At 67.3% G+C, this 26,401-nt stretch carries 25 protein-coding genes and 2 tRNA genes; 21 read left to right on the top strand and 6 right to left on the bottom strand.

Features of this window, described 5'->3' with window-relative positions:
- Window positions 1–69: 69 nt before the first annotated feature.
- The gene (gene efp / locus N7L95_RS05395; protein ID WP_301258793.1) at window positions 70–624 is read right to left on the bottom strand and encodes an elongation factor P; all 555 of its coding nucleotides are present in this window, start codon (window positions 622–624) and stop codon (window positions 70–72) included.
- A gap of 230 nt (window positions 625–854) precedes the next feature.
- Window positions 855–1,931 (bottom strand): elongation factor P maturation arginine rhamnosyltransferase EarP, encoded by a 1,077-nt coding sequence (gene earP, locus N7L95_RS05390; RefSeq protein ID WP_301258792.1) that lies wholly within the window; start codon window positions 1,929–1,931, stop codon window positions 855–857.
- A gap of 76 nt (window positions 1,932–2,007) precedes the next feature.
- Between earP and uvrC the strand changes: the two genes are divergently transcribed.
- The 4 genes from uvrC (at window position 2,008) to N7L95_RS05370 (ending at window position 6,186) form a co-directional block, all read left to right on the top strand.
- Window positions 2,008–3,927 (top strand): excinuclease ABC subunit UvrC, encoded by a 1,920-nt coding sequence (uvrC, locus tag N7L95_RS05385; RefSeq protein WP_301258791.1) that lies wholly within the window; start codon window positions 2,008–2,010, stop codon window positions 3,925–3,927.
- A 33-nt stretch (window positions 3,928–3,960) separates the two neighbouring features.
- Window positions 3,961–4,446 carry a hypothetical protein gene (locus tag N7L95_RS05380; RefSeq protein ID WP_301258790.1) on the top strand — a complete coding sequence of 162 codons (486 nt, stop codon included), beginning with the start codon at window positions 3,961–3,963 and terminating at the stop codon, window positions 4,444–4,446.
- Window positions 4,447–4,717: 271 nt separating this feature from the next.
- Window positions 4,718–5,287: a CDP-diacylglycerol--glycerol-3-phosphate 3-phosphatidyltransferase gene (gene pgsA / locus N7L95_RS05375; protein WP_301258789.1), complete on the top strand. Its 570-nt coding sequence runs from the start codon at window positions 4,718–4,720 to the stop codon at window positions 5,285–5,287.
- Between the two features lie 38 nt (window positions 5,288–5,325).
- Window positions 5,326–6,186, top strand: a complete 861-nt coding sequence (locus tag N7L95_RS05370) for a DMT family transporter (protein ID WP_301260076.1) — start codon at window positions 5,326–5,328, stop codon at window positions 6,184–6,186.
- Here the strand turns inward: N7L95_RS05370 and N7L95_RS05365 are convergent.
- Window positions 6,169–7,122, bottom strand: coding sequence for a LysR family transcriptional regulator (locus N7L95_RS05365; protein ID WP_301258788.1), 954 nt, complete (start codon window positions 7,120–7,122; stop codon window positions 6,169–6,171). The two genes, N7L95_RS05370 and N7L95_RS05365, sit on opposite strands and share 18 nt — an antisense overlap.
- A gap of 70 nt (window positions 7,123–7,192) precedes the next feature.
- On the opposite strand from N7L95_RS05365, the gene N7L95_RS05360 reads away from it, so the two are divergent.
- The 6 genes from N7L95_RS05360 (at window position 7,193) to N7L95_RS05335 (ending at window position 12,138) form a co-directional block, all read left to right on the top strand.
- Window positions 7,193–8,071 (top strand): alpha/beta fold hydrolase, encoded by an 879-nt coding sequence (locus N7L95_RS05360; RefSeq protein WP_301258787.1) that lies wholly within the window; start codon window positions 7,193–7,195, stop codon window positions 8,069–8,071.
- Between the two features lies 1 nt (window position 8,072).
- On the top strand, window positions 8,073–9,173 hold the full coding sequence (locus N7L95_RS05355) for a tartrate dehydrogenase (RefSeq protein ID WP_301258786.1): 1,101 nt from the start codon (window positions 8,073–8,075) through the stop codon (window positions 9,171–9,173).
- 234 nt (window positions 9,174–9,407) lie between these two features.
- On the top strand, window positions 9,408–9,680 hold the full coding sequence (locus N7L95_RS05350) for an HU family DNA-binding protein (protein WP_301258785.1): 273 nt from the start codon (window positions 9,408–9,410) through the stop codon (window positions 9,678–9,680).
- A gap of 13 nt (window positions 9,681–9,693) precedes the next feature.
- Window positions 9,694–9,769: transfer RNA gene (locus N7L95_RS05345), tRNA-Val, on the top strand.
- A gap of 291 nt (window positions 9,770–10,060) precedes the next feature.
- A complete protein-coding gene (locus N7L95_RS05340) occupies window positions 10,061–11,968 on the top strand; it encodes a SurA N-terminal domain-containing protein (protein WP_301258784.1) in 1,908 nt (635 codons plus the stop codon).
- A 94-nt stretch (window positions 11,969–12,062) separates the two neighbouring features.
- Window positions 12,063–12,138, top strand: a tRNA-His gene (locus tag N7L95_RS05335).
- 456 nt (window positions 12,139–12,594) lie between these two features.
- Here N7L95_RS05335 and N7L95_RS05330 read toward each other — a convergent pair.
- Window positions 12,595–12,849, bottom strand: a complete 255-nt coding sequence (locus N7L95_RS05330) for a hypothetical protein (RefSeq protein WP_301258783.1) — start codon at window positions 12,847–12,849, stop codon at window positions 12,595–12,597.
- A gap of 734 nt (window positions 12,850–13,583) precedes the next feature.
- Here N7L95_RS05330 and N7L95_RS05325 point away from each other — a divergent pair.
- Both N7L95_RS05325 and N7L95_RS05320 read left to right on the top strand, forming a co-directional pair.
- Window positions 13,584–14,303 (top strand): aspartate/glutamate racemase family protein, encoded by a 720-nt coding sequence (locus N7L95_RS05325; RefSeq protein ID WP_301258782.1) that lies wholly within the window; start codon window positions 13,584–13,586, stop codon window positions 14,301–14,303.
- 140 nt (window positions 14,304–14,443) lie between these two features.
- Complete coding sequence (locus N7L95_RS05320; RefSeq protein WP_301258781.1) at window positions 14,444–14,866, top strand: response regulator; 423 nt, start codon at window positions 14,444–14,446, stop codon at window positions 14,864–14,866.
- 81 nt (window positions 14,867–14,947) lie between these two features.
- On the opposite strand, the gene N7L95_RS05315 is transcribed toward N7L95_RS05320, so the two are convergent.
- A complete protein-coding gene (locus tag N7L95_RS05315) occupies window positions 14,948–15,976 on the bottom strand; it encodes a porin (protein WP_301258780.1) in 1,029 nt (342 codons plus the stop codon).
- Window positions 15,977–16,191: 215 nt separating this feature from the next.
- Window positions 16,192–16,527: a cupin domain-containing protein gene (locus tag N7L95_RS05310; RefSeq protein ID WP_301258779.1), complete on the bottom strand. Its 336-nt coding sequence runs from the start codon at window positions 16,525–16,527 to the stop codon at window positions 16,192–16,194.
- A 161-nt stretch (window positions 16,528–16,688) separates the two neighbouring features.
- Here N7L95_RS05310 and kduI point away from each other — a divergent pair, with 161 nt between their 5' ends.
- The 9 genes from kduI (at window position 16,689) to kdgR (ending at window position 26,335) form a co-directional block, all read left to right on the top strand.
- On the top strand, window positions 16,689–17,525 hold the full coding sequence (kduI, locus tag N7L95_RS05305; protein WP_301258778.1) for a 5-dehydro-4-deoxy-D-glucuronate isomerase: 837 nt from the start codon (window positions 16,689–16,691) through the stop codon (window positions 17,523–17,525).
- 58 nt (window positions 17,526–17,583) lie between these two features.
- Window positions 17,584–18,345 carry a 2-dehydro-3-deoxy-D-gluconate 5-dehydrogenase KduD gene (gene kduD / locus N7L95_RS05300; protein WP_301258777.1) on the top strand — a complete coding sequence of 254 codons (762 nt, stop codon included), beginning with the start codon at window positions 17,584–17,586 and terminating at the stop codon, window positions 18,343–18,345.
- Window positions 18,346–18,548: 203 nt separating this feature from the next.
- A complete protein-coding gene (locus N7L95_RS05295) occupies window positions 18,549–19,433 on the top strand; it encodes a carbohydrate ABC transporter permease (RefSeq protein WP_301258776.1) in 885 nt (294 codons plus the stop codon).
- The gene (locus tag N7L95_RS05290) at window positions 19,430–20,326 is read left to right on the top strand and encodes a carbohydrate ABC transporter permease (protein ID WP_301258775.1); all 897 of its coding nucleotides are present in this window, start codon (window positions 19,430–19,432) and stop codon (window positions 20,324–20,326) included. Before N7L95_RS05295 ends, N7L95_RS05290 begins: the two co-directional genes overlap by 4 nt.
- Before the next feature lie 20 nt (window positions 20,327–20,346).
- Window positions 20,347–21,477, top strand: coding sequence for an ABC transporter ATP-binding protein (locus tag N7L95_RS05285; protein ID WP_301258774.1), 1,131 nt, complete (start codon window positions 20,347–20,349; stop codon window positions 21,475–21,477).
- A 38-nt stretch (window positions 21,478–21,515) separates the two neighbouring features.
- Window positions 21,516–22,811, top strand: a complete 1,296-nt coding sequence (locus N7L95_RS05280; RefSeq protein ID WP_301258773.1) for an ABC transporter substrate-binding protein — start codon at window positions 21,516–21,518, stop codon at window positions 22,809–22,811.
- Between the two features lie 105 nt (window positions 22,812–22,916).
- Window positions 22,917–24,089 (top strand): oligogalacturonate lyase family protein, encoded by a 1,173-nt coding sequence (locus tag N7L95_RS05275; protein WP_301258772.1) that lies wholly within the window; start codon window positions 22,917–22,919, stop codon window positions 24,087–24,089.
- On the top strand, window positions 24,089–25,462 hold the full coding sequence (locus N7L95_RS05270; RefSeq protein WP_301258771.1) for an MATE family efflux transporter: 1,374 nt from the start codon (window positions 24,089–24,091) through the stop codon (window positions 25,460–25,462). The genes N7L95_RS05275 and N7L95_RS05270 overlap by 1 nt, the downstream gene beginning before the upstream one ends.
- A 48-nt stretch (window positions 25,463–25,510) precedes the next feature.
- A complete protein-coding gene (kdgR, locus tag N7L95_RS05265) occupies window positions 25,511–26,335 on the top strand; it encodes a DNA-binding transcriptional regulator KdgR (protein WP_301258770.1) in 825 nt (274 codons plus the stop codon).
- Window positions 26,336–26,401: the final 66 nt, after the last annotated feature.

Raw genomic sequence — 26,401 nt, 5'->3', positions numbered from 1 at the left:
GGATCGGCGTTGGCGGGGCAGAAAAGACAAAGGGCACCCGTGGTGCCCTTCATCGATGCGCGGCGTCGTTCAGACGCGCTTGCGGTACTCGTGGGTCCGGGTGTCGATTTCGATCTTGTCGCCCTGGGCCACGAAGATCGGCACCTGGATTTCGAACCCGGTGGAGATCTTGGCCGGCTTCAGCACCTTGCCCGAGGTGTCGCCCTTGACGGCCGGCTCGGTCCAGGTGACTTCACGCACCAGCGAGGTCGGCAGTTCCACCGAGATGGCCTTGCCGTCGTAGAACACGACTTCCACCGGCATGCCGTCTTCCAGGTAGCTGATCGCGTCGCCCATGTTCTCGGCCTCGACCTCGAACTGGTTGTACTCGGTGTCCATGAAGACGTACATCGGATCGGCGAAGTAGGAGTAGGTGCACTCCTTCTTGTCCAGCACGATCTGGTCCATCTTGTCGTCGGCCTTGAAGACGACTTCGGTGCCCGAGTTGTTCAGCAGGCTCTTGAGTTTCATGCGCACGGTCGCTGCATTGCGGCCACCGCGGCTGTATTCGGTCTTGAGCACGACCATCGGGTCCTTGCCCTGCATGATCACGTTGCCGGCGCGAATTTCCTGTGCGATTTTCATATCAGTCCCTTTTGGGGTCGGTCGAAAGATTGAGGGCAGATGGGGGCGCGCATGGATCGATACAAGGCCCGGCCGGTGGTGCTTCGCAGCCGGCACCGGGGCCGACCCGCCGGCAGTGGGGCTCGAAGCTTCCTGAGCCGATCGGTGATCTGCTGTCCCTGTACAGGCCATCTGCCGCCCCGAGCCGATATCTGCTCGAGGTCCCGGGGACGCGCGCAAAGCCGGGCATTTTACTCTGCCCGGGAGACAAATCCGATCAGCTGTGAAGAAAGATCGGCCTGCGCGAGCAAGGCTTCACGCCAGCCCAGTGCGAGCGCCTGCCATTCGGCCAACGCGGGCCAGGCGCCGGGCAGTGCGGCGGCCCCGTTCCAGCCCCGCCACCAGGCCCGCACCCCGGCGGCCAGCGGAGGCGCGGCGGCCGGCAGCAGCCGGTCCAGGAAGGCCTCGGCCTTCGCCAGGTGGGCGCCATCGTCCTGCGGATACAGCTGCCAGACGAAGGGCCGGCCGGCCCACATCGCGCGCACGGCCGAGTCTTCGCCGCGCACCCAGTTGAGGTCGCAGGCCCACAGCAGCCGGTCGAATTCGGGCTGTGGCAGCGCCGGCAGCCACGCCACCCGCAGTCGCCCGCACGTTGCCAGGCGCCCGGGCTCCGGCGTGAGGCCGAGCTGCTCGGCCACCTGCGCCGTCGCCAGGCCGGGCGTGACGAGCAGCAGGTTCGGCCGTGCGCCGAGCTGGGCCAGCAGGGCGGGCAGGGCGGGGTTGCGGTAGCAGAACAGGCTGTGCACCGTCTCCCCGGCCTGGGGCGCCACGCCCATCCGCTGCAGCCAGGCGCGGCCGTCGAAGCCGGCCTGTTGCTCGAGCAGGCCGGGCTCGCGCAGGAGGCCGCCGGTGCGGGCAGTGAAGCCAGGGTAGTAGAACCGCTTCACCAGGCCCGCCCCGGGGCCGGCGAACTGCGGCGAACGCAGCCCGTGCGAGCGTTCCACGTAGCCCTCGGCGCTCAGGTATTCCAGGTTGATCCAGGCCGGCGCCGGCGAGCGGCGGGCCATGGCGGCCACGAAAGGCGGTGGCAGCTCGCAGCCGAAGGCTTCCACCACCACGTCGCCCGCCTCGCCGTGGTGGCCGGCGTCCGTCCACGCGCGCAGCTCCACACCGGCGGCGCCGGCCGGCGCCATCCAGGCCAGCGCGCTGGCATCGTCGGTCCACAGGCGCACTTGGTGGCCCCGCGCGGCCAGGTCGGCCGCGAGGCGCCAGCACACACCGATGTCGCCGAAGTTGTCGATCACCCGGCAAAACAAATCCCATTGCATGGGCCGATTATTTATTGAAGATCGAAGCCGTTCGCCAGCGCGGGACAGCGGCCCGGCCGCTTGGCACAATTTCGGCATGACCGAAACCGCCGAAACCGTTCCTGAACCGGTCGACCCGGTGCGCGAGAAGCTGCTGGCCGAGGTGGCCGCCTTGCCGGCGCTGCCGGGCGTCTACCGCTATTTCGATGCCGAGGACCATGTGCTGTACGTGGGCAAGGCCCGCAATCTCAAGAAGCGCGTCTCCAGCTACTTCCAGAAGAACCACGGCGGCACCCGCATCGGCCACATGATCTCCAAGATCGCCCGGATGCAGACCACCGTGGTCCGCTCCGAGGCCGAGGCCCTGCTGCTCGAGAACAACCTCATCAAGACGCTCAATCCGCGCTTCAACATCCTGTTCCGCGATGACAAGAGCTATCCCTACCTGAAGATCGCCTCGCACGAATTCCCGCGCATGGCCTACTACCGCGGTGCGGTGGACCGCAAGCACGCCTACTTCGGGCCTTACCCGAGCGCCTGGGCAGTGAAGGAATCGATCCAGCTGCTGCAGAAGGTGTTCCGGCTGCGCACCTGCGAGGACACCGTGTTCAACAACCGCACGCGGCCCTGCCTGCTGTACCAGATCAAGCGCTGCAGCGGCCCCTGCGTGGGCCATGTGTCGGCCGAGGACTATGCCCGCGACGTGGCGCATGCGCAGCGCTTCCTGCAAGGCGAGCAACAGGAGCTGATGGACACCCTGCAGTCGCAGATGATGGGCCATGCCGAGCGCCTGGAGTTCGAGAAGGCGGCCGAGATCCGCAACCAGCTGGGAGCGCTGTCGCGCGTGCTGCACCAGCAGGCGGTGGATACCGGCAGCGACAAGGATGCCGACGTGCTCGCGGTGCGCGTGCAGGGCGGCCGGGCCTGCGTCAACCTCGCCATGGTGCGCGGTGGCCGCCACCTGGGTGACCGGCCGTACTTCCCGGCCCATGTGGAGGACGCCACCGCGGTCAGCGCCGAAGCAGCCGACGAGGGGGGTGGCGAGGAGCGTCCGCCGGTGGAGGTGCAGGTGCTGGAGGCCTTCATCGCCCAGCATTACCTGAACGGTGGCGTGCCGCCCCTGCTGGTGCTCAGCCATGCGGTGGACAAGGCGCTGGTGGACGCGCTCTCCGGCCAGGCCGGCATGAAGGTGACCGCCCAGCACCAACCCCGCGAGCAGCGCCGGGCCTGGCTCGACATGGCCATCAAGGGCGCCGAGCTGGCGCTGGCGCGCCTGCTGGCCGAGGAGGGGTCGCAGCAGGCCCGCACCCGAGCGCTGGTGGAAGCGCTGGACCTCTCGCCCGAGAACCTCGATACCTTCCGCATCGAGTGTTTCGACGTCAGCCATACCGCCGGCGAGGCGACGCAGGCATCCTGCGTGGTCTTCGAGGGGCACAAGATGCAGTCCTCCCAATACCGGCGCTTCAACATCGAGGGTGTGGTCGGCGGCGACGACTATGCAGCCATGCGCCAGGTCCTCACCCGCCGCTATGCCAAGCTGGCCGAGGCCGCCGAGAAGGGCGAGGCCCGGCTGCCCGACCTGGTGCTGGTGGACGGCGGCCGCGGCCAGGTCGCCATGGCGCGCGAGGTGTTCGAGGAGCTCGGGCTGGACCTGGGGCTGATCGTCGGCGTCGAGAAAGGCGAGGGCCGCAAGGTCGGCCTGGAAGAACTGGTGTTTGCCGATGGCCGGGACAAGGTCTACCTCGGCAAGGACTCGGCGGCGCTGATGCTGGTGGCACAGATCCGCGACGAGGCCCACCGCTTCGCCATCACCGGCATGCGGGCGCGGCGCGCCTCGGTGCGCACCGGCGGCTCGCGGCTGGAGGACATTGCCGGCGTCGGCCCCAAGAAGCGGGCCAAGCTGCTGCAGCGCTTCGGCGGCCTGCGCGGCGTGAGCAACGCCAGCGTCGAGGACCTGCTGTCGGTGGAAGGCATCTCGCGCGACCTGGCCGAGGAAATTTACCGCGCCCTGCATTGAGCACGGCGAACCACCAGAGAGAGCGAGGGTGACATGAGGTCGGAAAACAAGCGTCAGCGCGGCGTCGCCGCCGGCGGGCTGCTGCTGGGCCTGCTGGCCGCCACGGCGGCCGGATTGTTCGGATGTGCACAACAGCTGCCGCGGCCGCAGCTGCCCACCCCGGGCAGCCCGCCGCCCGGCCAGGCCGAGGCGCCCGCGCGCAACTGGGAGCAGTACCGCCTGCGTGCCGGGCAGCGCATTGCGCAGGCCAACGCCGGCAGCGTGTACCTCGATACCCCGCCCGACATCCTGCTCGCCATTCCGGTGCTAGAGATCGACCTCCATGCCGACGGCAGCATCCGCCGCATCAACGTGCTGCGCCGCCCTGGGCAGGCGCCCGACACCACCCAGCTCGCCATCGACGCCGTGCGCCGCGCCGCGCCGTTCGGTGATGTGTCGCGCTTGCCCAAGCCGTGGCGCTTCCCGGAGACCTTCCTGTTCCGCGACGACCGCAAGTTCAAGCCGCGTTCGCTGGATTGAGGCAGGCCGGGCCGCCGCGGCGGCGGGAACAGGCGCGCCCCAGGGCGCCGGGTGGCGGGCAGGCGATGCAGCTCGACAAGCCGGCGCGAGCCGGCTCAGCCCCGCCCGGCACGCGCTGCGGCCGCAGCGGGGCCGGCGCCGCCCGTGCCGGGCCGGGTGGGGCCCCTGCCGCGCTTGCGCGCCAGGGCGCGGGCCTGCTTCAAGGCCTTGCGCGACGGGGTGGGGCGGCCCCCATGGCCGGTGTCACACGACTTGAGCCACAATCCTGCGCATGTTCTTCAATCTCCCCACGCTCTTGACCTGGGCGCGCATCGTCGCCATCCCACTGATCGTGGGGGTCTTTTACCTTCCCTTCGACGGCCCGGTGCGCAACCTGGCGGCGACCGTGATGTTCGTCGTCTTCGCCCTCACCGACTGGGCCGACGGCTGGCTGGCCCGCCGCCTGAACCAGACCTCGTCCTTCGGCGCCTTCCTCGACCCGGTGGCCGACAAGTTCCTCGTTTGCGCCTCGCTGCTGATCCTGGTCGAGCTGGACCGGGTCAACGCCCTGGTGGCCCTGGTCATCATCGGCCGCGAGATTGCGATCTCCGCCCTGCGCGAGTGGATGGCGCAGATCGGCGCACTCAAGAGCGTGGCCGTGCACATGCTGGGCAAGGCCAAGACCATGACCCAGATGATTGCGATCCCCTTCCTGCTCTACGACGGCCCGGTGTTCGGCGTCATCGACACGCACATCTGGGGCACCGGCCTGATCTACATCGCGGCCGTGCTCACCATCTGGTCCATGGTCTACTACCTGCAGAAGGCCCTGCCCGAGATCCGCTCCAAGACCAGCCGCTGACCGTGACGCAGGACCGCCAACGCGCGCTGCTGCGCGCCATGCCGTGGGTGTTCGTGCTCGTCTGGAGCACGGGCTTCATCGTTGCGCGCTACGGCATGCCCTACGCGCCGCCACTCGGCTTCCTGGCCTTGCGCTATGCCTTCTCCATCGCCTGCTTCCTGCCCTGGGTGCTGCTGGCTCGCGCGCCCTGGCCGCGAAGCCCGAGCCAATGGGGGCACCTGGCAGTCACCGGCGCGCTGATGCAGGCGGGCTACCTGGGCGGCGTGTGGGCCGCTGTGAAGGCTGGCATGGGCGCCGGCACGATTGCGCTGATCGTCGGCCTGCAGCCAGTTCTGACCGCCCTGTGGCTGGCCTCCCGTGGCGACGGCCAGGGGCGGGCCAGCAGCCGGCAATGGCTGGGCCTGGCACTCGGCTTCGCCGGGCTCGCCTTGGTGGTCGGGCGCAAGCTCGGGCAGGGCGAGCTGAATGCGCTCAACCTCGGGCTGGCCCTGTTCGCGCTGCTGTCCATGACCGCGGGCACGCTCTACCAGAAGCGCCATGTGCAGCCCTGCGACGTGCGCACCGCCATGACGGTGCAGTTGCTCGCGGCCTTGCTCGTGTCGGCGCCGCTGGCCTGGCTGGAGCGCGAGTCCATCGTGCTGCACCCGCATTTCGTCGGCGCCATGGCCTGGTCGGTCTGCGGCCTGACGCTCGGCGGCAGTTCCTTGCTGTACCTGCTGATCCAGCGCGGCGCCGCCACCAGCGTGACCAGCCTGCTCTACCTGGTACCGCCCTGCACCGCGGTGATGGCCTGGCTGCTGTTCGGCGAAACCCTGGGCTGGATGGCCTTGGCGGGCATGGCCTTGACGGCAGTGGGCGTGTGGCTGGTGGTCAAGCCGGCTTCAGCGCGGGCGGCCTGAGCCGGGCTGCAGCCAGGGCGGGGCGGCGAACCACTTCGCCAGGTGGTCCTGCAGTAGCCGAAGCCGCAGTGGTGCCGCCTGGCCCTGCGCGCGCTGCGGTGCGATCCAGTGCACGTCCGCATCCAGCATTGCGTAGCCCGGCAGCAGGTGCACCAGGCGGCCCTGCTCCAGCGCTTCGTGCACGTCCCACAGCGAGCGCAACATGATGCCGTGGCCGGCCAGGCACCAGTCGCGCACCACCTCGCCGCTGTTACTCGACAGCGGGCCGTGCACCCGCACCGTCACCGGCCGCCCGTCACGGCGCCGTTCCACCGCGGACAGCCGCCAATGCGTGGGACTGCCGCTGTGCTCGCGCACCACCAGGCAGTCGTGTTGTTGCAGGTCCGCCGGCGTGGCCGGGCTGCCGCGGCGGGCCAGGTAGCCAGGTGCGGCCACCAGCACGCGCCGGTTCGCGGCCAGCTTGCGCGTCACGGCAGAGGCGTCCTGTGGCGCCCACAGCCAGACGGCGGCATCCAGCCCGCCGGTGGTCAGGTCGGGCAGCTGTTCTGTCAGGTGGAGCTGCAGCTCTACCTGGGGATGGCGTTGCTGGAAGGCGCTCAGGGCCGGTGCCAGCCAGGTGCGTCCGAAGCCGAACGACGAGGCCAGGCGTAGCGTGCCGCGTGCTTCCTTGTGGCGCTCCTGCAGGCGATCTTCCAGCTGCTGCAGGCCGTCGAGCAGCGGGCGCGCTTGCTGGCAGAACAGCTCACCCTCCTCGCTGAGTGCCAGCCGGCGCGTGGTTCGGTGGAACAGGCGCACACCCAGCCGCGCCTCCAGCGCCGCCAGTCGCTTGCTGACGGCGGGCGGCTCCAGTTCGAGTTGCCGGGCGGCGCCTGCCAGGCTGCCCTGGGCGGCCACTTGCAGCACCAGTTCAAGGTCGGGGCGATCGATCCGATTCATTCCTGCCAGGAAAGAGACGATTGGCGGATTATTGCTTGTCCTCGCGGTGGGCATTTGGACAATGGGCGCCATGTTCACCGGCTATTCCTCGCAGTTGATCGACACCGGCTCGGGCCGCCTGCATGTGCGGGTGGGCGGGCAGGGGCCGGCGCTGCTCCTGTTGCACGGCCATCCCCAGACGCATGTGATGTGGCACCGCGTCGCCGGCACGCTGGCGCAGCGCCATACCGTGGTGCTGATCGACCTGCCTGGCTATGGCGACTCATGGCGCCCGCCGGCCGGTGCAGAACATGTGCAGCACAGCAAGCGCCGCATGGCGGCCGAGATCGCAACGGCCATGCAGTTGCTCGGCATCGGCCGCTATGACGTTTGCGCGCATGACCGCGGCGCACGGGTCGCGCACCGCCTCGCCATGGATGCCCCCGCCCAGGTGCGCCGGCTGATGCTGCTCGACATCGCGCCAACGCTCGCGATGTACGAGGCCACCACCGCGGAGTTCGCGAGGGCCTACTGGCACTGGTTCTTCCTGATCCAGCCGGCTCCGCTGCCGGAGCGCCTGATCGAGCAGGACCCGGTTTTCTACCTGCATGCCGTGATGGGCCGCCGGCATGGCGGCCTGGCCGTGTTCGACCCGCTTGCGTTGGCCGAGTACGAACGCTGCCTGGCAGTGCCGGGCAGCGCCACGTCGATCTGCGAAGACTATCGCGCCGCGGCCGGCATCGACCTGGTGCATGACCGCCTGGACCTTGCTGAAGGCCGGCAGCTGAGCCAGCCCGTGCGGGTCCTGTGGGGCCGCCACGGCGTGGTGGCCCGCTGCTTCGACGTCCTGGCGCTGTGGCGGGAGCGTGCGCCCCAGGTGAGCGGCCAGGCGCTCGACTGCGGACACTACATCGCGGAGGAGGCGCCCGCCGCGTTGCTTGAAGAAATGTACGAGTTCTTTAAGGAGTGAAATGATGGTGAGCCAACGCAAGTTCCGTATCGCCGCGATCGCCGGCGACGGCATCGGGCAGGAAGTGATGCCCGAGGGCCTGCGTGTGCTCGATGCCGTGGCGCGCCGGTTCGGCATCGGGCTGGAGGTCGATGAGTTCGATTTCTCCAGCTGGAGCTACTACGAGCGCCACGGTCGCATGCTGCCGGAGGACTGGAAGGAGCGCATCGGCGGGCATGACGCGATCTTCTTCGGTGCGGTGGGCTGGCCGGAGAAAATCCCCGACCATGTCTCGCTGTGGGGGTCACTGCTGAAGTTCCGGCGCGAGTTCGACCAGTACGTCAACCTGCGCCCCGCGCGCCTGATGCCTGGCGTGCGCTCGCCGCTGGTGCGGCGCGACGGCTCGCCGCGGCAGGCCGGTGAGATCGACATGATGATCGTGCGGGAGAACACCGAGGGCGAGTACTCCAGCATCGGTGGCCGCATGTTCGAGGGCACCGAGCGCGAGGTGGTGATCCAGGACACGGTGATGACCCGCACCGGCATCGACCGGGTGTTGAAGTTCGCCTTCGAGCTGGCACAGTCGCGGCCGGCCAAGCACCTGACCTCGGCCACCAAGTCCAATGGCATTTCGATCACCATGCCCTACTGGGACGAGCGCGTCGAAGCCATGGCGCGGGGCTATGCGGACGTCAAGGTCGACAAGTTCCACATTGACATCCTCACTGCACATTTCGTCCAGCGGCCCGAGCACTTCGACGTGGTGGTGGCCAGCAACCTGTTTGGCGACATCCTGAGCGACCTCGGCCCGGCATGCACCGGCACCATCGGCATCGCGCCCTCGGCCAATCTCAATCCCGACCGACGGTTCCCCTCGCTGTTCGAGCCGGTGCACGGCTCCGCCCCCGACATCGCGGGCCGCGGCATTGCCAACCCGGTGGGGCAGATCTGGTCGGGTGCGCTGATGCTGGATTTCCTCGGCCACCGCGAGGCTCACGATGCCGTCTTGCATGCCATCGAGACCGTGCTCGATCCCGCGAACGGGGGCCCTCGCACCCCTGATCTGGGCGGCTGCGCAAGCACCGCCGATGTGGGAAAGGCTGTCGTCCAGGCCCTGGCGTGAACCGAGGCGGGAGGCGGCCTGGCGGCCCATTGTCAAGCGTGGATGCACGCAGGATGCTTCACTGATGAAGCGCCGCGATTGGACATAGAATCCGCAACCGCGCTTGACACTGAGTAGGGCGGTGGCTGTAATTGGTCGCGCAGTAGACGACAAACGGGCGCGCGGCCTCTTGCAAAGCGCATTCAACCGGCAGCGCCGAGATCCATCTGAGACACCTTTGAGAGGGGGTACTTCGTGAACAAGACCGAGCTGATCGAGCACATCGCCAAGCAGGCCGACATTTCCAAGGCAGCGGCCACGCGCGCCCTGGAAGCCATGATCGGCGGCGTGAAAACCACGCTGAAAAAAGGCGGGACGGTCTCTCTGGTGGGCTTCGGCACGTTTGCGGTCGGCAAGCGTGCAGCACGCAGCGGTCGCAATCCGCGCACCGGTGCCGCCATCAAGATCAAGGCAGCCAAGGTTCCGAAGTTTCGCCCGGGCAAGGCGCTCAAAGACGCATTAAACTAACGCTCTTTTCTCGGGGTGCTTAGCTCAGTTGGTAGAGCGGCGCCCTTACAAGGCGTAGGTCGGGGGTTCGAACCCCTCAGCACCCACCACCGGGAAACGCAAGGACGCAAAGCACCGCACGGAAGTTGTGGTGCAGTTGGTTAGAATCACTGGCTGTCACGCCGGGATCGCCGGAAGAGTTCCGGCCACTGCGCCAACCGTCACAGCGTCCGCGACGCCAGCGATGGCCACATGATGAAGGCGAACCTCGGTGGTTCGCCTTTTTTGCATCTGGCGGCGCGGTGCCATCGAGTGCCGTGCGAGCCGAGCATGGCGAGGCTCTGGTATTGGCTCCGCGCTGCGGCGCGGTTCACCACCGACTGAAAGTCGAGGTTCGTTCGATGTTTGATTTCGTTCGCGACAACACGCGCGTCCTGTTCTTCGTGCTGCTGTTGCTGATCATTCCCTCCTTCGTCTTCTTCGGCGTCCAGGGCTACACGCAGTTCCGTGAAGGCGGCGAGAGCGTTGCCAAGGTGGCCGGGCACGAGATCTCGGCTGCCGAACTCGATGCGGTGCACCGTCGCCAGGTGCAGCAGGCCCAGGCGCAGATGCCCGGCATCGACGCGGCCCTGCTCGACACGCCGCAGATGCGCCGCAACACGCTGGAGCAAATGGTGCGCGAACGCGTGATCGCCGCAGCCGCCGAGAAGCAGCACCTGATCACCACCGACGACCGACTGCTGCGGCTGTTCGCGCAGGACCCGCAACTGAGCCAGGTGCGCAAGCCGGACAACAGCCTCAACAAGGAACTGCTGCAGGCGCAGGGCATGAACCCGCAGGCCTTTGTCGAAAGCCTGCGGCAGAACTACTCGCTGCGGCAGGTGATGCAGGGCGTCTCCGAGAGCGCCATGGCGTCCAAGGCGGTGTCCGACGCCGCACTCGACGCCTTCATGCAGCAGCGTGAGATCCAGGTCGCCCGCTTCGAGGCCAAGGACTACCTTGCCCAGGCCAAGCCCACCGATGCCGACTTGCAGGCCTACTACAAGGACCCGGCCAACGCCACGCAATTCCAGTCTCCCGAGCGGGCCAAGGTGGAATACGTGGTGCTCGACCTGGAGTCGCTGAAGAAGGACGTGACGCTGCAGGAAGCCGACCTGCGCAAATACTACGACGAGAACATCAAGCGCTACGGTACGCCCGAGGAGCGGCGTGCCAGCCACATCCTGGTGAAGGTGCCGGAAGGCGCCAGCCCGGAACAGCGTGCTGCTGCCAAGGCCAAGGCCGAGCAGTTGCTGGCGCAGGTGAAGGCCCAGCCCGATACCTTTGCCGACGTGGCGAAGAAGAACTCGGAAGACACCGGCTCGGCCGTCAACGGCGGTGACCTGGAGTTCTTCGGGCCGGGCGCCATGGTGAAGCCCTTCAACGACACCGTGTTCGCGATGAAGAAGGGCGAGATCAGCCCGCTGGTGGAGACCGAGTTCGGCTACCACATCATCCGGCTCACCGATGTTCGTGGCGGCCAGACGCAAGCCTTTGAAGCGGTGCGCCCGGCCATCGAGGCCGAAGTGCGCGGGCAGCTGGCTCGCCAGCGTTATGACGAGGCTGCGCAGAAGTTCAACGACATCGTCTACGAGCAGGCCGACAGCCTCAAGCCGGTGGCCGACCAGCTCAAGCTGACCCTGCAGACCGCCGACAACGTCACCCGCACGCCGCAGCCTGGTGCGGAAGGCCCGCTGTCCAACCCGAAACTGCTGGCGGCCTTGTTCGACGCAGAGTCGCTGCGCAGCAAGCGCAACACCGATGCAGTCGAGGTGGCGCCGCAGCAGTTGGCCGCGGCGCGGATCATCGAGCATGTGCCGGCCCGCACCTTGCCGTTCGAGGAAGTGAAGCAGAAGGTGCAAGAGCGGGTGGTGGCCCGCCAGGCGGCTGAACTGGCACGCAAGGATGCCGAGGCCAAGCTGGCGGCTTGGCAGAAGGCACCGGACAGTGCGGCGCTGGGTGCGCCGCTCAATGTGTCGCGCGTGCTGCCCAATCAGCAGAGCCGCCAGCTGGTCGAGGCCGCGCTGAAGGCCAAGGCCGACAAGCTGCCGGCCTGGACCAGCGTGGACCTGGGGAACCAGCAGGGGTGGGCGGTGGTGCGCATCAATGCGGTGGCCGGACGTGCCGAGACGCCGGGTGCCGATCAACTGCCGCAGCAGTACGCCCAGGCCTGGGCCGCTGCCGAGAGCGAGGCCTATTACGAAGCGCTGAAGAATCGCTTCAAGACCAAGATCACCTACGCTCCGAAGCAGGAGACCTCCGCTCCGTGAGGGAGCAAGGTGGCGGCGCACCGGGCGCCGTCGCTGAATGAATGAATAAGTTGCACAAGATCGCTGAGATGTGTCTATAATCTCAGCTTCTCTGGTGGCTGTAGCTCAGTTGGTAGAGTCCAGGATTGTGATTCCTGTTGTCGTGGGTTCGAGTCCCATCAGCCACCCCAAGATTCAAGAGGCCCTCCGCGTGAGGGCCTCTTTTCTTTTGGCTTTGATTTCCCTCCGAGGGAAATCCATGGGCCCTCTGGCATGGATGACCTTGCTGGGAGCCCAAGTGCAGAGCCCGGCTGTCACCGTTGGGCCAGCCCGAGGGACGGGCAGGGCGCCGCATGGCGGCTTGTGCACCGTGACGTGGAAGTCGCCAGGTCGGCGAAGCTGAACTGTTTCTCCTCGGCGCCGGTGTTCTTTCTCGTCCATCGTTTGAACCGGCGGTACTCATGCTGGACATGAAGCCGTGTCCCTCGTCGACGTCGCGCTTCGCGATCCCGCGCGTGGTGGGCAACCGGCAGCACGCCTGCCAAGGGCACTGCGCCCCAGCTGCTCGGCTCGAAGCTCGCCCGGACCGGAAGAACCGGCCTTCCGTGGTCGCGTATTCGGCCGACGGTGAAGCCGTGACGAACCGCCTATCGACGGGCACAGCCCTTCAGCCGGCTCTTTGCGAACGCTCCGAGCACCGTGGCGACAAGCAGCGCCACTGCATCGAACGCCAGCAGGAAGGGGACCGGACTCTCCCACTTGTCCATGTTGGCGGTCCGACCGTAGTAGGGCGGACCGCTGCCGTACGACTCGAGCAGGTTCGACGCGGTGACGAAGGTGGCCACGCAGAGTGCGGCGCCTGCGGCAAACGCCGCGGAGATGGCGATGGCCTTGTTCGACATGATCGGTGATCGACTCGGAGAAGGAGAAGGCAGGAGGTGGTATCGCCCCCCGCCCGTCGCGAAGGCTGCGACGAGCTCACGCATTTTCGCGTGCCGATCAATACAAGCAGCGCTCTCGCGAGCAGCTTCACCGTGGACCGGTCCATCACTCGCCTTCGGGCATGAAGCGCACGACACGAAGCCTCTGCTGCTCCGCAGCGCAAGAGGGCTTGCCGCTCTTGTCGCGCTTGCCAACGCGGGGCAGGGAGGAACAGGGGCTCTCACTCGTCCCGGTGCGAGGGTGCTGCCGTTCAGGCACCGTGACAACGACGCTGGCGCGCCATGCGCTACCGCCGGCTGCGCCCGCTCTTCCCTGGCGTTCGGCATGGACGACCTGCCGCTTGTTCCTTGACGGCTGATCCGTGTGCGCATGCAGGGGGAAGCGTCACCGGACCCGCGCCCACTGCCCGGCTCCCTCGTCCGCGGGCTGCCTGCTCGATATGCCGCCGCGCAGTGGCACCTCCATGACGGCATGCCCCTCCTACAAGTGCCAGCCCGCTGGCAGGGAGCTCGATCGAGCTGGTGATGGCCGTGCTGCCGGCATGCGGCACCGGAGACCGCGGCTGCGGCGCCGATGCCCCGGGCGTTCCATGGCATGCGAGGGCGGCTGCAATGGCACTCGTGCGCCCGCCGTCGACGGTGCGGCTATCCTTGGTCGACCGCGGTGAGTCGCACCGCTTCGCATCAAGGAACCCATGCCCCAGCACATCGGTATCGTTGGTTGCTCCGCCGAAGGCGCAGCGCTCTGCTATCGCACCCTTTGCGCCGAAGGGGCGGATCTCCTCGGGCCCTACGCCCATCCGGAAGTGTCCCTGCACACGCCATCCTTGGCCGACTACGTCGCCTGCCTGGCAAGGGATGACTGGCAAGGCGTTGCCGATCTGATGCTCGCGTCGGCCGAGAAGTTGGCGCGGGCGGGGGCTGATTTCCTGATCTGTCCCGACAACACGATCCATCAGGCGCTGCCGCTGCTGCAAGCGCGTTCACCACGGCCCTGGCTGCACATTGCGAAGGTCGTCGCCGCAGAGGCGGCGGCGCGCGGCTTTCGGCGGCTGGGCCTCACTGGCACGCGCTTGCTGGTGGAGGGGGACGTCTATCCGGAGCAGCTGGCACAACATGGCCTGGACTGGGTGCGCCCCGACGCTGAAGACCGCGAGGCGATCGACCGCATCATCATGAACGAGCTGGTCCCGGGCATTTTTCGCCCAGAGGCGGTGAGCTGCTTCCAGGCTGTGATTGGCCGGCTGCAAGCGGCGGGCTGCGATGCCGTCGTGCTGGGGTGCACCGAAATCCCATTGATCATGAACGATGGCAACTCGCCCTTGCCGACGCTCGATTCCACTCGTCTGCTGGCGCGTGCGGCGCTGCTGCGGGCGGTCGGCCGGGGTGAGGCGGCCTCGCAGCAGCCGGCCTGAGACGGTCGGCGATGGCCGACCTATTGTGTGTAGTCCAGGAGGCCCCGCCGGGGTCGTTGGTGACCATAAGAGACTCTCTGCTCGCCAAGGCGCGCAGGCTGCATAGAATCTTCCCTATGTCGAACCCAGCGAATCTGCTCATGAACCCAGCCGAAGGCGCGCCGGCATCGGGCCATCCCTCCCCATGCAAGGTGCTGATCGCCGACGACAATGTCGATGCGGCCGAAAGCCTGGCCGTGCTGCTGTCCCTGGATGGCCACGAGGTCCGCACCGCCCGGGGCGGGGAGGAGGCCTTGCAGATGGCAGAGTCTTTCCAGCCCGATGCGGCGGTGCTCGACATTGGCATGCCGCGGCTCAACGGCTATGAAGTTGCGCGGCGCATCCGCGCCGCCTCCTGGGGCGGCCGGATGCTGCTGATCGCACTGACCGGCTGGAGCCAGTCCGATGACCTGCAGCGCGCCCGCGATGCCGGCTTCGACCATCACTGCACCAAGCCGGCCAATCCGGACGAGTTGCAGCCCTGGTTGAAGCAGGCGGTGGAAAGACGCAGCGCCACCCACTGAGGGCGCTCCGCTGCCTCCTGCCGGCAGGCAGGGACGGCGCCCTGCCTGCCTGCCGGCCGGCCCGCGTGGCGGTCAGGCGCGTCAGAAGTTATGCCTCAGGGCCAGCTCCACGCCGCGGCCGCTGAAGTGGCTCTTCTCGCTGCCATTGGCGTTCTGCACCTTCACCTTCTCATGGGCCAGCAGCGAGAAATTGGCACTGGTGCGCTTGCTGAAGGGGTACTGGTAGCCCAGGCCCAGCCGCCGGCTGTCACGGTCGGACGAGAAGTCGCCCCGGCCTTTGAGCTGGTCGTCGCGCACCGCGCGCCACGACGCCCGGAATTCGCCGGGGCCCGCCGGCACCCGCGTGCCGAGCGTGTAGACCACCCGCTTGCCGGAGTCCGCGGTGTTCACGTCAGCGCTGCGCGCGTAGGTGCCCAGCAGCTTGAATGGGCCGAAGTCATAGGTGGTGCCCAGCGTCCAGGTCTTGATGCCGTTGCCCACCACCGAGCTGAAGCTGTCCTGCTCCACTTGGTAGGTGAGCGCTGCGACCAGCGGGCCGCCGGCATAGTCGAGGTGGAAGCCGGCGGCATGTTTGCGACCCCCTTCACCCAGGGCGCCGGCCAGCCCGACGGTGATGCCGGCCAGGTTGGGCGTGGTGTAGTAGATGGCGTTGTCCCATTTCGCCGCTGAGGCCGCTCCGCGCGTGCCCATCGAGGCATACGAGTCGCCGCCATAGGCCTCGAAGCGGCCGTTCACGCCCAGGTTGTCCTGCGGTGAACTCATGCGGCCCAGCTGCAGCGAGCCCCAGCTGCGGCTGGCAAGGCCGACCCAGGCCTTGTCCTTCCAGAAGACGGTGCCATCCACATTGCCGGTGTCTGCCTTGAAGCGGTGCTCCAGCTGAAAGAAGGCGCTCAGTCCCCCACCCAGGTCTTCCACCCCTCGGAAGCCCAGCCGGGCCGTGGAGCTGTCATCCACCGCCCAGATCCTGTCGTCCGACTTCGTCAGGTCCTGCGGGCCGTACTTGAGGCCGAGGTCCACGCGGCCATAGATCGTCACGCTCGACTGCCCCCAGGCCAGGCCGCAGGCGGCGGCAAAGAGGGCGGGCCCGAGGGCCAGCGGAAGGGTTCTCATTGGGTTTGTCTCCGTCTCGTTTGTATCGGCATCGTCTCGTGTGCCGGCTACGCGTCCGGCAGGCAGCCCACCTCGCCGTCGATGCCCCGGCGGTGTGGCTGTTGAAAAACACAAAGGGGAGGGCCGCAGCAGGCGGCAGATGAAGGGCCGGGCGGCAGCAGGCCGCTGGCCACACATTCGGCAGTGAGGGCGCTGGCGCGAGGAGGGCGCCGGCTTCAGGCGACGAAGTCGTCGCGCCGCGGCGAGAACAGGTCGAGCAGCAGGCTGCCCGGCTCCAGGGCCACCACACCGTGACGAACGTGCTTGGCTGCGACGAAGGCGTCACCGGCCCGCAGCACCCGCTTCTCGCCATTCACTTCGCATTCGAAGGCGCCGGCCAGCACATAGGCGATTTGGTCATGCACCTCGTGGTGATGCGGACTGCCGATCGCCCCTTGCTCGAACTTGACGACGGCGGCCAGCAGCTCCGGCGTGTGCCCCACGATCTTGCGCGTGATGCCCGGCTCCACCGGCGTCCAGGGGGTGTCCTTGTCAATGAAGTAGGGGCTCATGTCGCTTCCTGTCGTGAAGGAGGGGTTGTTTCGGTTCATTATAGAAGCGAATTCTTTTTGTGGAACGCCGGTTCATTTTTTTGGAATCCATGTTTAGAATGACTTCCATTCGAGCGGCGGCCCACGGGCCAGCCGAGGAGACCACCGCATCAGGAGCCTTCATGGAAATCCGACAAGCCATCCACAGCGAACATGCGCGCCAGCTCGACACGGCCGGCCTGCGCAAGCAGTTCATGGTGGAGGCCATCTTCCGGCCCGGCGAGATCACGCTCACCTACAGCCACATCGACCGCATCATCGTCGGCGGCATCCAGCCGACCACCGGGCCGCTGGTGTTCTCGCCCGAGCTGGGCCGCCACACCGGCACCGACTACTTCCTGGAGCGGCGCGAGCTTGGCCTGATCAACATCGGCGGCGACGCGGTGGTGAAGGTCGACGGGCAGACCTTCGATGTGGCAGCGCAGGAAGCGCTCTACATCGGCAAGGGCGCGCGCGAGGTCGAGTTCCTCAGCCGCAACGAGGCGCAGCCGGCCAAGCTCTACTTCAACAGCGCGCCGGCCCACACGGCCTACCCGCACAAGAAGATCACCCTGGAGCAAGCCTCGCCGCAGACCCTCGGCGAGGCCCGCACGAGCAACCGCCGCACCATCTACAAGTTCATCGTGCCGGGCGTGGTCGAGTCCTGCCAGCTGGTGATGGGCATGACGCAGCTGGAGGAGGGCAGCCTCTGGAACACCATGCCTTGCCACCGCCACGAGCGCCGCATGGAGGTGTACTTCTACTTCGGCATGGCGGAGGACGCGGCCGTCTTCCACCTGCTGGGCGAGCCGCAGGAAACCCGCCATGTGGTGGTGCGCAACGAGCAGGCAGTGATCAGCCCGAGCTGGTCCATCCACTCCGGCGTCGGCACCCAGGCCTACACCTTCATCTGGGGCATGGTCGGCGAGAACCAGGTCTTCCCCGACATGGACCATGTCGCGATGAAGGACCTGATGTAGTGGGCTTCGCCGCGCGGTGCCTCGGCGCCGCGCTTCCTTCCTCTCACCAAGAGACACCATGGTTTTGAACAGCTTCGACCTGGAAGGCAAGGTCGCCATCATCACCGGCTGCGACACCGGCCTGGGCCAGGGGATGGCCCGCGCCCTCGCGCAGGCCGGCGCCGACGTGGTCGGCGTGAACATCAGTGAACCCAAGGACACCATCGCGCAGATCCGCGGCATGGGCCGGCGTTTTCACGATGTGCGCGCCAACCTGGGCGAGATCCGCGGTATCCCCGACATCGTGGCCGAGGCCACCGAGGTCTTCGGCGGCGTGGACATCCTGGTCAACAACGCCGGCATCATCCGTCGTGAAGACGCGCTCAAGTTCTCCGAGAAGGACTGGGACGACGTGATGAACATCAACCTGAAGACGGTGTTCTTCTTCTCGCAGGCGGTGGCGCGGCAGTACGTCGCGCAGGGCCGCCCGGGCAAGATCATCAACGTCGCATCGATGCTGAGCTTCCAGGGCGGCATCCGGGTGCCGTCCTACACCGCGTCCAAGAGCGGTGTGATGGGCATCACCCGCCTGATGGCCTGCGAGTGGGCACAGCATCGCATCAACGTGAATGCCATCGCCCCGGGCTACATGGCCACCAACAACACCGCCCAGCTGCGCGCTGACGAAAACCGCAGCCAGGCCATCCTCGAGCGCATCCCGGCCGGCCGCTGGGGCACGCCGGACGATCTGGCCGGCCCGGTGGTGTTCCTCGCCTCCCGCGCCTCGGACTACATCAACGGCTACACCGTCGCCGTCGACGGCGGCTGGCTGGCGCGCTGAGCGCCCGCGCCCAGCAGGCGCACACCGGCGGCCTGACGCCGCTGAACACCATAGAGACCGGCTGCCCGGGGCTGACCCCCGCGACGCAGAGCCGGCACAACAGGAGACGCTTCGTGACGACCCACGCGCCGTGCGTGCCGTCCGACGGACGTCGCATGCGTGATCCGGCTGCCCTGCCGCAGCTGCGATGAAAGGAGTACGTCATGTACGAGAACAAGAAGCTCGGCTTCATGTTCGTGTTGCCGTTCTTTCTCGGGGTGCTGCTGTTCAAGCTCTTCCCCTTCGTGATGTCGTTCGCATTGAGCTTCACTCACTACGACATCATCAGCCCGCCCGAATACATCGGCCTGGAAAACTACCGTGAGCTAAGCGAAGACCCGCTGTTCCGCAAGTCGCTGGGCGTCACGCTGATGTTCGTCGCGCTGACCGTGCCGCTGCGGCTGGCTTTCGCGCTGATGATCGCGCAGGTACTGAACTTCCGCCTGCGGGGCATCGATTTTTTCCGCTCGGCCTACTACCTGCCGTCCATCCTGGGCGGCTCCATCGCAGTATCGGTGCTGTGGCGCTACCTGTTCTCCCGCAACGGCCTCATCAACATCGTGCTGATGAAGCTCGGCATGGAGCCGATCGCCTGGCTGGCTGACGAGGACTATGCCTTGTGGACGATCGTGCTGCTCAACGTGTGGCAATTCGGCTCGGCCATGGTCATCTTCCTGGCCGCACTGCAGAACGTGCCGACCTCGCTGTACGAGGCGGCCGCCATCGACGGTGCCACGAAGTTCCAGATGTTCTTCAAGATCACCGTGCCGCTGATCACGCCGGTCATCTTCTTCAACCTGGTGATGCAGACGGTGCACGCCTTCCAGGAGTTCAACGGCCCCTACATGGTGACCGAAGGCGGGCCGCTGCACTCCACCTACCTGCTGTCGCTCTACATCTACGACCAGAGCTTCCGCTTCTTCAACCTGGGCTACGGCAGCGCGCTGTCGTGGGTGATGTTCTTCCTGGTGGTGTCGCTCAGCCTGGTGGCCTTCTGGTCTTCCAAGTACTGGGTGTTCTATTCGGGTGAGAAGGAGAAGGCACGATGAGCGCCGTCCTGCAAGAGCGACTGCCGGTGTCCGACGTGGAGTCGCGTCGCACGCGGCGGCGTGAACAGTTGAGCGCGGTGGTGCGCTATACCATCCTGATCGCGGTGGGGTTGCTGATGCTCTACCCGCTTATTTGGCTGGTGGGCGCCTCGTTCAAGAGCAACGCCGAAATCTTCACCGAGATCGGCTTCTGGCCCAGCCATTTCAGCCTGCAGGCCTATGCCAAGGGCTGGAAGACCAGCACCGAGTACACCTTCGCGACCTACTTCCTCAACTCCTTCGCGATCATCATCCCGCGCATCGCGGTGACGGTGGTCTCCTGCGTGCTGGTGGCCTATGCCTTCGCGCGCTTCGACTTCTGGGGCAAGAAGGTGCTGTTCGGCGTGATGGTGGCCTCGATGATGCTGCCCCACATCATCCTGCGCGTGCCGCAGTACCTGATGTTCAAGGAGTTCGGCTGGCTCGATACCTACCTGCCGCTGATCGTGCCGTCGGCCTTCGCCACCGACACCTTCTTCGTCTTCCTGCTGGTGCAGTTCCTGCGCGGCATCCCGCGCGACATGGAGGAGGCGGCGCTGATCGACGGCTGCAACGCGCTGCAGCTGCTGTGGCACATCCTGGTGCCACTGCTGAAGCCGGCCATCATTTCGGTGGTGGTGTTCCAGTTCATCTGGACCATGAACGACTTCATGGGGCCGCTGATCTACCTGTCCTCGGTCGAGAACTACCCCGTCTCCCTGGCGCTGAAGATGAGCATCGGGGCCACCGAGGAGGTCGAGTGGGCGAGCGTCATCGCCATCTCGGTGGTGGCCCTGCTGCCATCGGTCCTCATCTTCTTCATGGCCCAGCGCCACTTCATCGAAGGTGCCACCAGCAGTGGCATCAAAGGCTGACAACACACAGAGGTACAGCGATGGCCCATGTTTCCCTCAAGCGCCTCGAGAAGGTCTATCCCAACGGCTTCAAGGCGGTGCACGGCATCGACCTGGACATCCGGGACGGCGAGTTCATCGTCTTCGTCGGCCCCTCGGGCTGCGCCAAGAGCACCGTGCTGCGCATGATCGCCGGGCTCGAATCGATCAGCGGCGGCGAGCTGCACATCGGCGGCGCAGTGGTCAACAACCTGCCGCCCAAGCAGCGCGGCATCGCCATGGTGTTCCAGAACTACGCGCTCTATCCCCACATGAAGGTGCGCGACAACCTGGGCTTCGGCCTGAAGCTGGCCGGGGTCGGCAAGCAGGAGCTGACGCAGCGGGTCGAGCAGGCGGCCCGCACACTGGAGATCGAGCACCTGCTCGACCGCTATCCCAAGCAGCTCTCGGGCGGCCAGGCGCAGCGGGTGGCGGTGGGCCGCGCCATCGTCAAGCGGCCGGAGGTGTTCCTGTTCGACGAGCCGCTGTCCAACCTCGACGCCAAGCTGCGCGCCTCGATGCGAGTGCGCATCACCGAGCTTCACCGCCGGCTGAAGGAGCGCGGCCAGCCCTCCACGGTCGTCTATGTCACGCACGACCAGGTCGAGGCGATGACGATGGGCGAGCGCATCTGCGTGCTCAAGGACGGCACCATCCAGCAGGTCGATACGCCGACCGCGCTCTATGACCGGCCGGCCAATGCCTTCGTCGCCGGCTTCATCGGCTCGCCCGAGATGAACATCCGCGATGCCCGGGTGGTGCAGCAGGGCGCCGGGCTGGGCGTCGAGGTGGGCGGTATCTGCCTGGCCCTGCCGGAGCACAAGGCGGCGCGGCTGCGGGCCCGGGTCGGTACGCCGGTGCGCCTGGGCATCCGGCCCGAGCACATTGCCTCGCGCCACGCTGCGGGCGGGGAGGGCCAGGTGGTGACCGGCCGGCTGCGCTTCCAGGAGCACATGGGCAGCGAGGTGTTCGTGCACTTCGACCTTGGCGACGTGCCCTTTGCGTGCCGCATCAGCGCCGACCGCCTGGGCGCTCTAGGCGGGCTGGCGCGCGGCGAGCCGCACGAGTTCGCCTTCCTGATGGACCAGTGCCATGTGTTCGATGCCGACAGCGGCGCCAACCTCACGCTGTGAGCGGACCTCATTCCAAGCAACAAAAGACGGAGACGCGGATGAAACAGATCAAGAAGGCCTTGCTGGCGGCGGTGGCCGCCCTGGGGGTGGCCGGCAGCGCGGTGCAGGCGCAGGACGCCACCTTGCGCTTCTCGTGGTGGGGCGGCGGCGAGCGGCATGAAAGCACGCTGAAGGCCATCCAGCTGTTCGAGAGCAAAAACCCGGGCATCAAGGTGAAGGCCGAGTACATGGGGTTCGCCGGCTACCTGGAGCGGCTGACGACGCAGATCGCCGGTGGCTCGGAGCCCGACATCATGCAGATCAACTGGGCCTGGCTGTCGATGTTCTCGCGCAATGGCGACGGGCTGTACGACCTGAACCAGCAGAAGGCGTCACTGGCGCTCAACCAGTTCTCGGAGGAAGAGCTGAAGATGGGCGTGGTCAAGGGCCGGCTCAATGCCTTGCCGGTGTCCTACACCGCGCGCGTGTTCGTCTGGAACAAGGCAGCCTGGGACCGGGCCGGCCTGCCGCTGCCCACCACCTGGGACCAGCTGTTCGCCTCCGGCGCGGCCTTCAAGCAGAAGCTGGGCGACAAGGCCTATGCCATCGACGGCGAGGCCTACGACATGCTGCTGCTGTCGCATGCCTATGTGCAGCAGAAGTACGGCCAGCCCTACATCCACCCCTCCGAGCCCAAGGTGGCCATGACGCCGCAGGCCGCGCTGGATTGGGTCAAGACCTACAAGCGGCTGAGTGCGGAGCACACCGCCGTTCCGCTGCCTTTGCGGGCCAGCCTGGGCGGCGCCGAGAAGCCCACCGAGCAGCAGCCTGACTGGGTGAGCGGCAACTGGGCCGGCAACTACACCTGGGACTCGGTGCTGAGGCTGCGCGCCAGCACGCTGAACAAGGACCAGAAGCTCGACATCGGCGAGTTCCTGATGCTGCCCGGCGCCAAGGCTTCCGGCGTGTTCGGCCGGCCGTCGCTCATGTTCGCGGTGAGCAAGAACAGCAAGCACCCGGCTGCCGCGGCCAAGCTGCTCAACTTCCTGCTGACCGATCCTGAAGCGGCCCGGGTGCTGGGCCTGTCGCGCGGGGTGCCGGCTTCGGACAGCCAGTTCCACACGCTGGTGAAGGAGAACCGCATCGAGCCCACCGAGCTGAAGGCCTACCTGCAGATCAAGAAGCTGAAGGACGCGGGCCAGATCCAGCTGCCTTCGCCCTTGCTGGAGCATGCGCGGGTGCACAAGTTCCTGCGCGAGGTGTTCGAGTCGGTGTCCTACAACAAGGTCAGCGACGAAGACGCGGCCCGCCGCCTGGTGGAAGAGGGCAATTCGATGCTGCGCCGCATCCGCTGAGGCCGCTGGCGCATTCCTTTTCGTGACCCCGGGAGCCGGGTGGCATGCGTCGCCCCAGCTCCCTTTCTGCCGGCCTGCCTGCACCGGGCAGGCCGGTACTTTCGAATGAAGGCACACCGCACCATGGCCAAGGCCCGCGTCATTCCGCTTCCCTTCCACAGCTACGACGACCCTGACACGGGCGTGCGGGTGACCCGCATGACCCCGACGGACGTCACCTGCCATCGCAACTACTTCTACCAGAAGTGCTTCACCAACGACGGCGCGCGCCTGCTGTTCGGCGGGCAGTTCGGCGAGCACTGGAACTACTTCCTGCTCGACCTGCAGGAGCGCAGTGCCTTGCAGCTCACCGACCAGGCCGGCGAGAACACCTTCGGCGGCTTCCTGAGCCCGGACGACCGCCACCTCTACTTCGTGCGGGCCGAGCGGCAGCTGATGCGGCTGGCGCTGGCCGACCTGTCGGAGGAGGTGGTGTACACCGTGCCGCAGGGGTGGGTGGGCTATGGCACCTGGGTGGCGAACTCGTCCTGCACGAAGATGGTGGGCATCGAGATCGCCGCCGAAGACTGGATGCCGCTGACCGACTGGCAGAAGTTCCGCGAGCTGTACTTCCGCCGGCCTCGTTGCCGGCTGATCCGCATCGACCTGCACAGCGGCGAGCGCGAGGTCATCCTCGACGAGCGCACCTGGCTGGGTCATCCGCAGTACCGGCCCTTCGACGACCAGACGGTGGCCTTCTGCCACGAGGGGCCGCACGACCTGATCGACGCCCGCATGTGGTTCGTCGACGAGGACGGCAGCCGCCTGCGCTGCGGCAAGGAGCACCTGGACGGCGAGAGCTGCACCCATGAGTTCTGGGTGCCCGACGGCTCGGCGATGATCTATGTGTCCTACCTGAAGGGACAGACCGAGCGCTGGATCTGCTCGTTCGACCCGCAGACGCTGGAGAACCGGCGGCTGATGAAGATGCCCAACTGCTCGCACCTGATGAGCAACCACGACGGCAGCCTGATCGTCGGCGACGGCAGCGACACGCCGGTGGATGTCGACGACACCGGCGGCTACCGCATCGAGAAGGATCCCTACCTGTACCTGTTCGACCTGAAGGCCGGGCAGGCGCGCCGCATCTGCCGGCACGACACCTCATGGCGGGTGCACAAGAACAACCGGCAGGTGACGCATCCACACCCCTCGTTCGCGCCTGGCGACCGCCAGGTGCTGTTCACGTCGGACTGCCACGGCGAGCCGGCGCTCTACCTCGCCGATCTGCCGGCCTGATGCCGAGGCCGGCGCTGCTCGAACGGCTGGGGCGCTGGGGCCGGCCCGAGCCGGTGGTGCTGCAGCTGGCCTGGCCGGTGGCGCTGCAGGAGGTGTCGCTGGTGTTCTCGGGCGTGCTGGTGACGATGATGGCGGGCCACCTGAGCTCGACCGCGGTGGCGGCGATCGGCGCCATCGAGTCGCTCGGCTACCTCTTTCATTCGCTGTTCGTCGCACTGGGCGTCGGCGCAACGGTGACCGTCGCTCACTGCCAGGGGGCGGGGCGGGACGCCGACGTGCGCGATGCCGGCTTCAACGCGCTGGCGCTCGGCGCGGCGGCCGCGCTGCTGCTGGCGGCCTTGCTGTGGTGGCTGCGGGAGCCGATCGTGCGGTGGTGCTTTCCCGCTGTGGAGCCGGCCTTGCGGGCCGAGGCGCTGGCGTATTTCGGCTGGGTCATCGCATCTGATCTGCCGACCGGCCTGGTGGTGGTGGCCAGCGGCGTGCTGCGTGGCATGGGCCATACTCGCCAGGCCATGCAGGCGCATGTGGCGATGAACCTGCTGCAGGTGGCGGCAGCCTTCGTGCTGATGCATGGCGTGGCGGGCTGGCCGGGGCTCGGCGTGCATGGCGCCGGCCTGGCGCTGGTGGCGGCTCGCACCCTTGGCATGGCGCTGGCGGTGGCTGCCTGGTGGTCCGTGGCGGGCCGGCGGCCGTCGGCCGGTGCCCGGCCGCGCCTGCAGCGGCGGTTCCTGGCGGGCATGCTGCGGGTGGGCTGGCCGACGGCCGCGGAAGCCGGGCTCTTCCACGTCGGCAAGCTGCTGACGCAGCTGATGGTGGCCGGCATGGGCACCGCCGCGATGGCTGGCAACTACGTGGCCGCCTCGCTGGTGACCCTGATCAACATTCCCGGCCAGGCGCTGTCGGTGGCGGCCACCACGCTGGTGGGGCAACGCCTGGGCGCGCGCGACGTGGCCGGCGCCCGCCAGGCGCTGGGCCAGGTGCTGCGCAGCGCGACCCTGGCGCTGTCGATGCTGGGGCTGGCGGTGCTGCCCCTGTCGCCGTGGCTGGCCGGGCTGTACGGCTCGGGGCCCGCGGTGACACGCACCGCGGCCTGGCTGATTGCGGTGAACTGTCTTTTCATGCCGACCTGGGCCGCATCCTTCGTCCTGCCTTCCGGGCTGCGGGGTGCCGGTGACACGCGCTACACGATGATCGTGGCGGTCGGCTCGATGTGGCTGTGCCGCATCGCGGCGGGCTACGGGCTCGGCGTGCTGGCCGGCTGGGGCGTGCTCGGCGTGTGGCTGGGCATGCACATCGACTGGATGGTGCGGGCCGCGCTCTTTCTGCGTCGCGCGGGCGGCGACACATGGACGAGGCATCGGCTTCTACAATGAGCCGTTGCACTCGGCGACGATGCACACACAACTGACAGGCGACACAACATGCTTGCTAAGCAGATGGATGCTGAAACACAGGACCACAAGCAGCCGGAGTCGGTGGCGGCGGTGCTGAAGGTCTTCGCGATCCTCCAGGCGCTGACCGAACAGGAAGAAGTCGGCATTTCCGAGCTCTCGGTGCGCATGGCCATGCCGAAGGCCACGATCTACCGCTTCCTGCAGACCATGAAGAGCCTCGGCTATGTGCGCCAGGCTGCCGACAGCGAACGCTACAGCCTGACGATGAAGCTGTTCGAGCTGGGCACCAAGGCACCCCGCTACCCGGACCTGGTGGAGCTGGCCAAGACCGAGATGGAACGACTGTCCGCGCAGACCGCCGAGACCATCCACCTCGGCATGCTCATCGAGAGCGAGATCATCTACGTGCACAAGGTCGACTCGCGCCACATGCTGGGCATGTATTCGCGCATCGGCCGACGCGCACCGCTGCACTGCACCGCCATCGGCAAGGTGCTGATGGCCTGGGAGGAGCCGGCCCGCCGTGACGCGGTGCTCGAAGGCGTGGAGTTCAAGCGCTTCCGCGAGAACACCATCACCAGCCGGGCGGCCTTCGACGAGGAACTGCGGCGCACCCGCGAGCAAGGCTACGGCGAAGACCGTGAGGAGTTCGACGAACACATCCGCTGCCTGGGCGTGCCGGTGTTCGACCGTCACGGCAAGGTGGTGGCTGGCCTGAGCATCTCCTTCCCCACCTTCCGCTACCCGGAGCAGCGCAGCGACGAGATCGTCAAGCTGCTGCACGATGCCGGCCGCGCGGTGTCGGCCGGCCTGGGCTGCAGCAGCTATCCGCCGGACGCCAAGCGCGGCTGAGCCGAGGCACGAGCCCCGCGCCTTGGCTGTGGGCCGACCTCGCGGCAAGGGGCTCACGCGGGCCGT

The organism is Eleftheria terrae, assembly GCF_030419005.1.
Lineage (GTDB): Bacteria > Pseudomonadota > Gammaproteobacteria > Burkholderiales > Burkholderiaceae_C > Caldimonas > Caldimonas terrae.
This window is presented reverse-complemented; position numbering and strand designations above follow the sequence as displayed.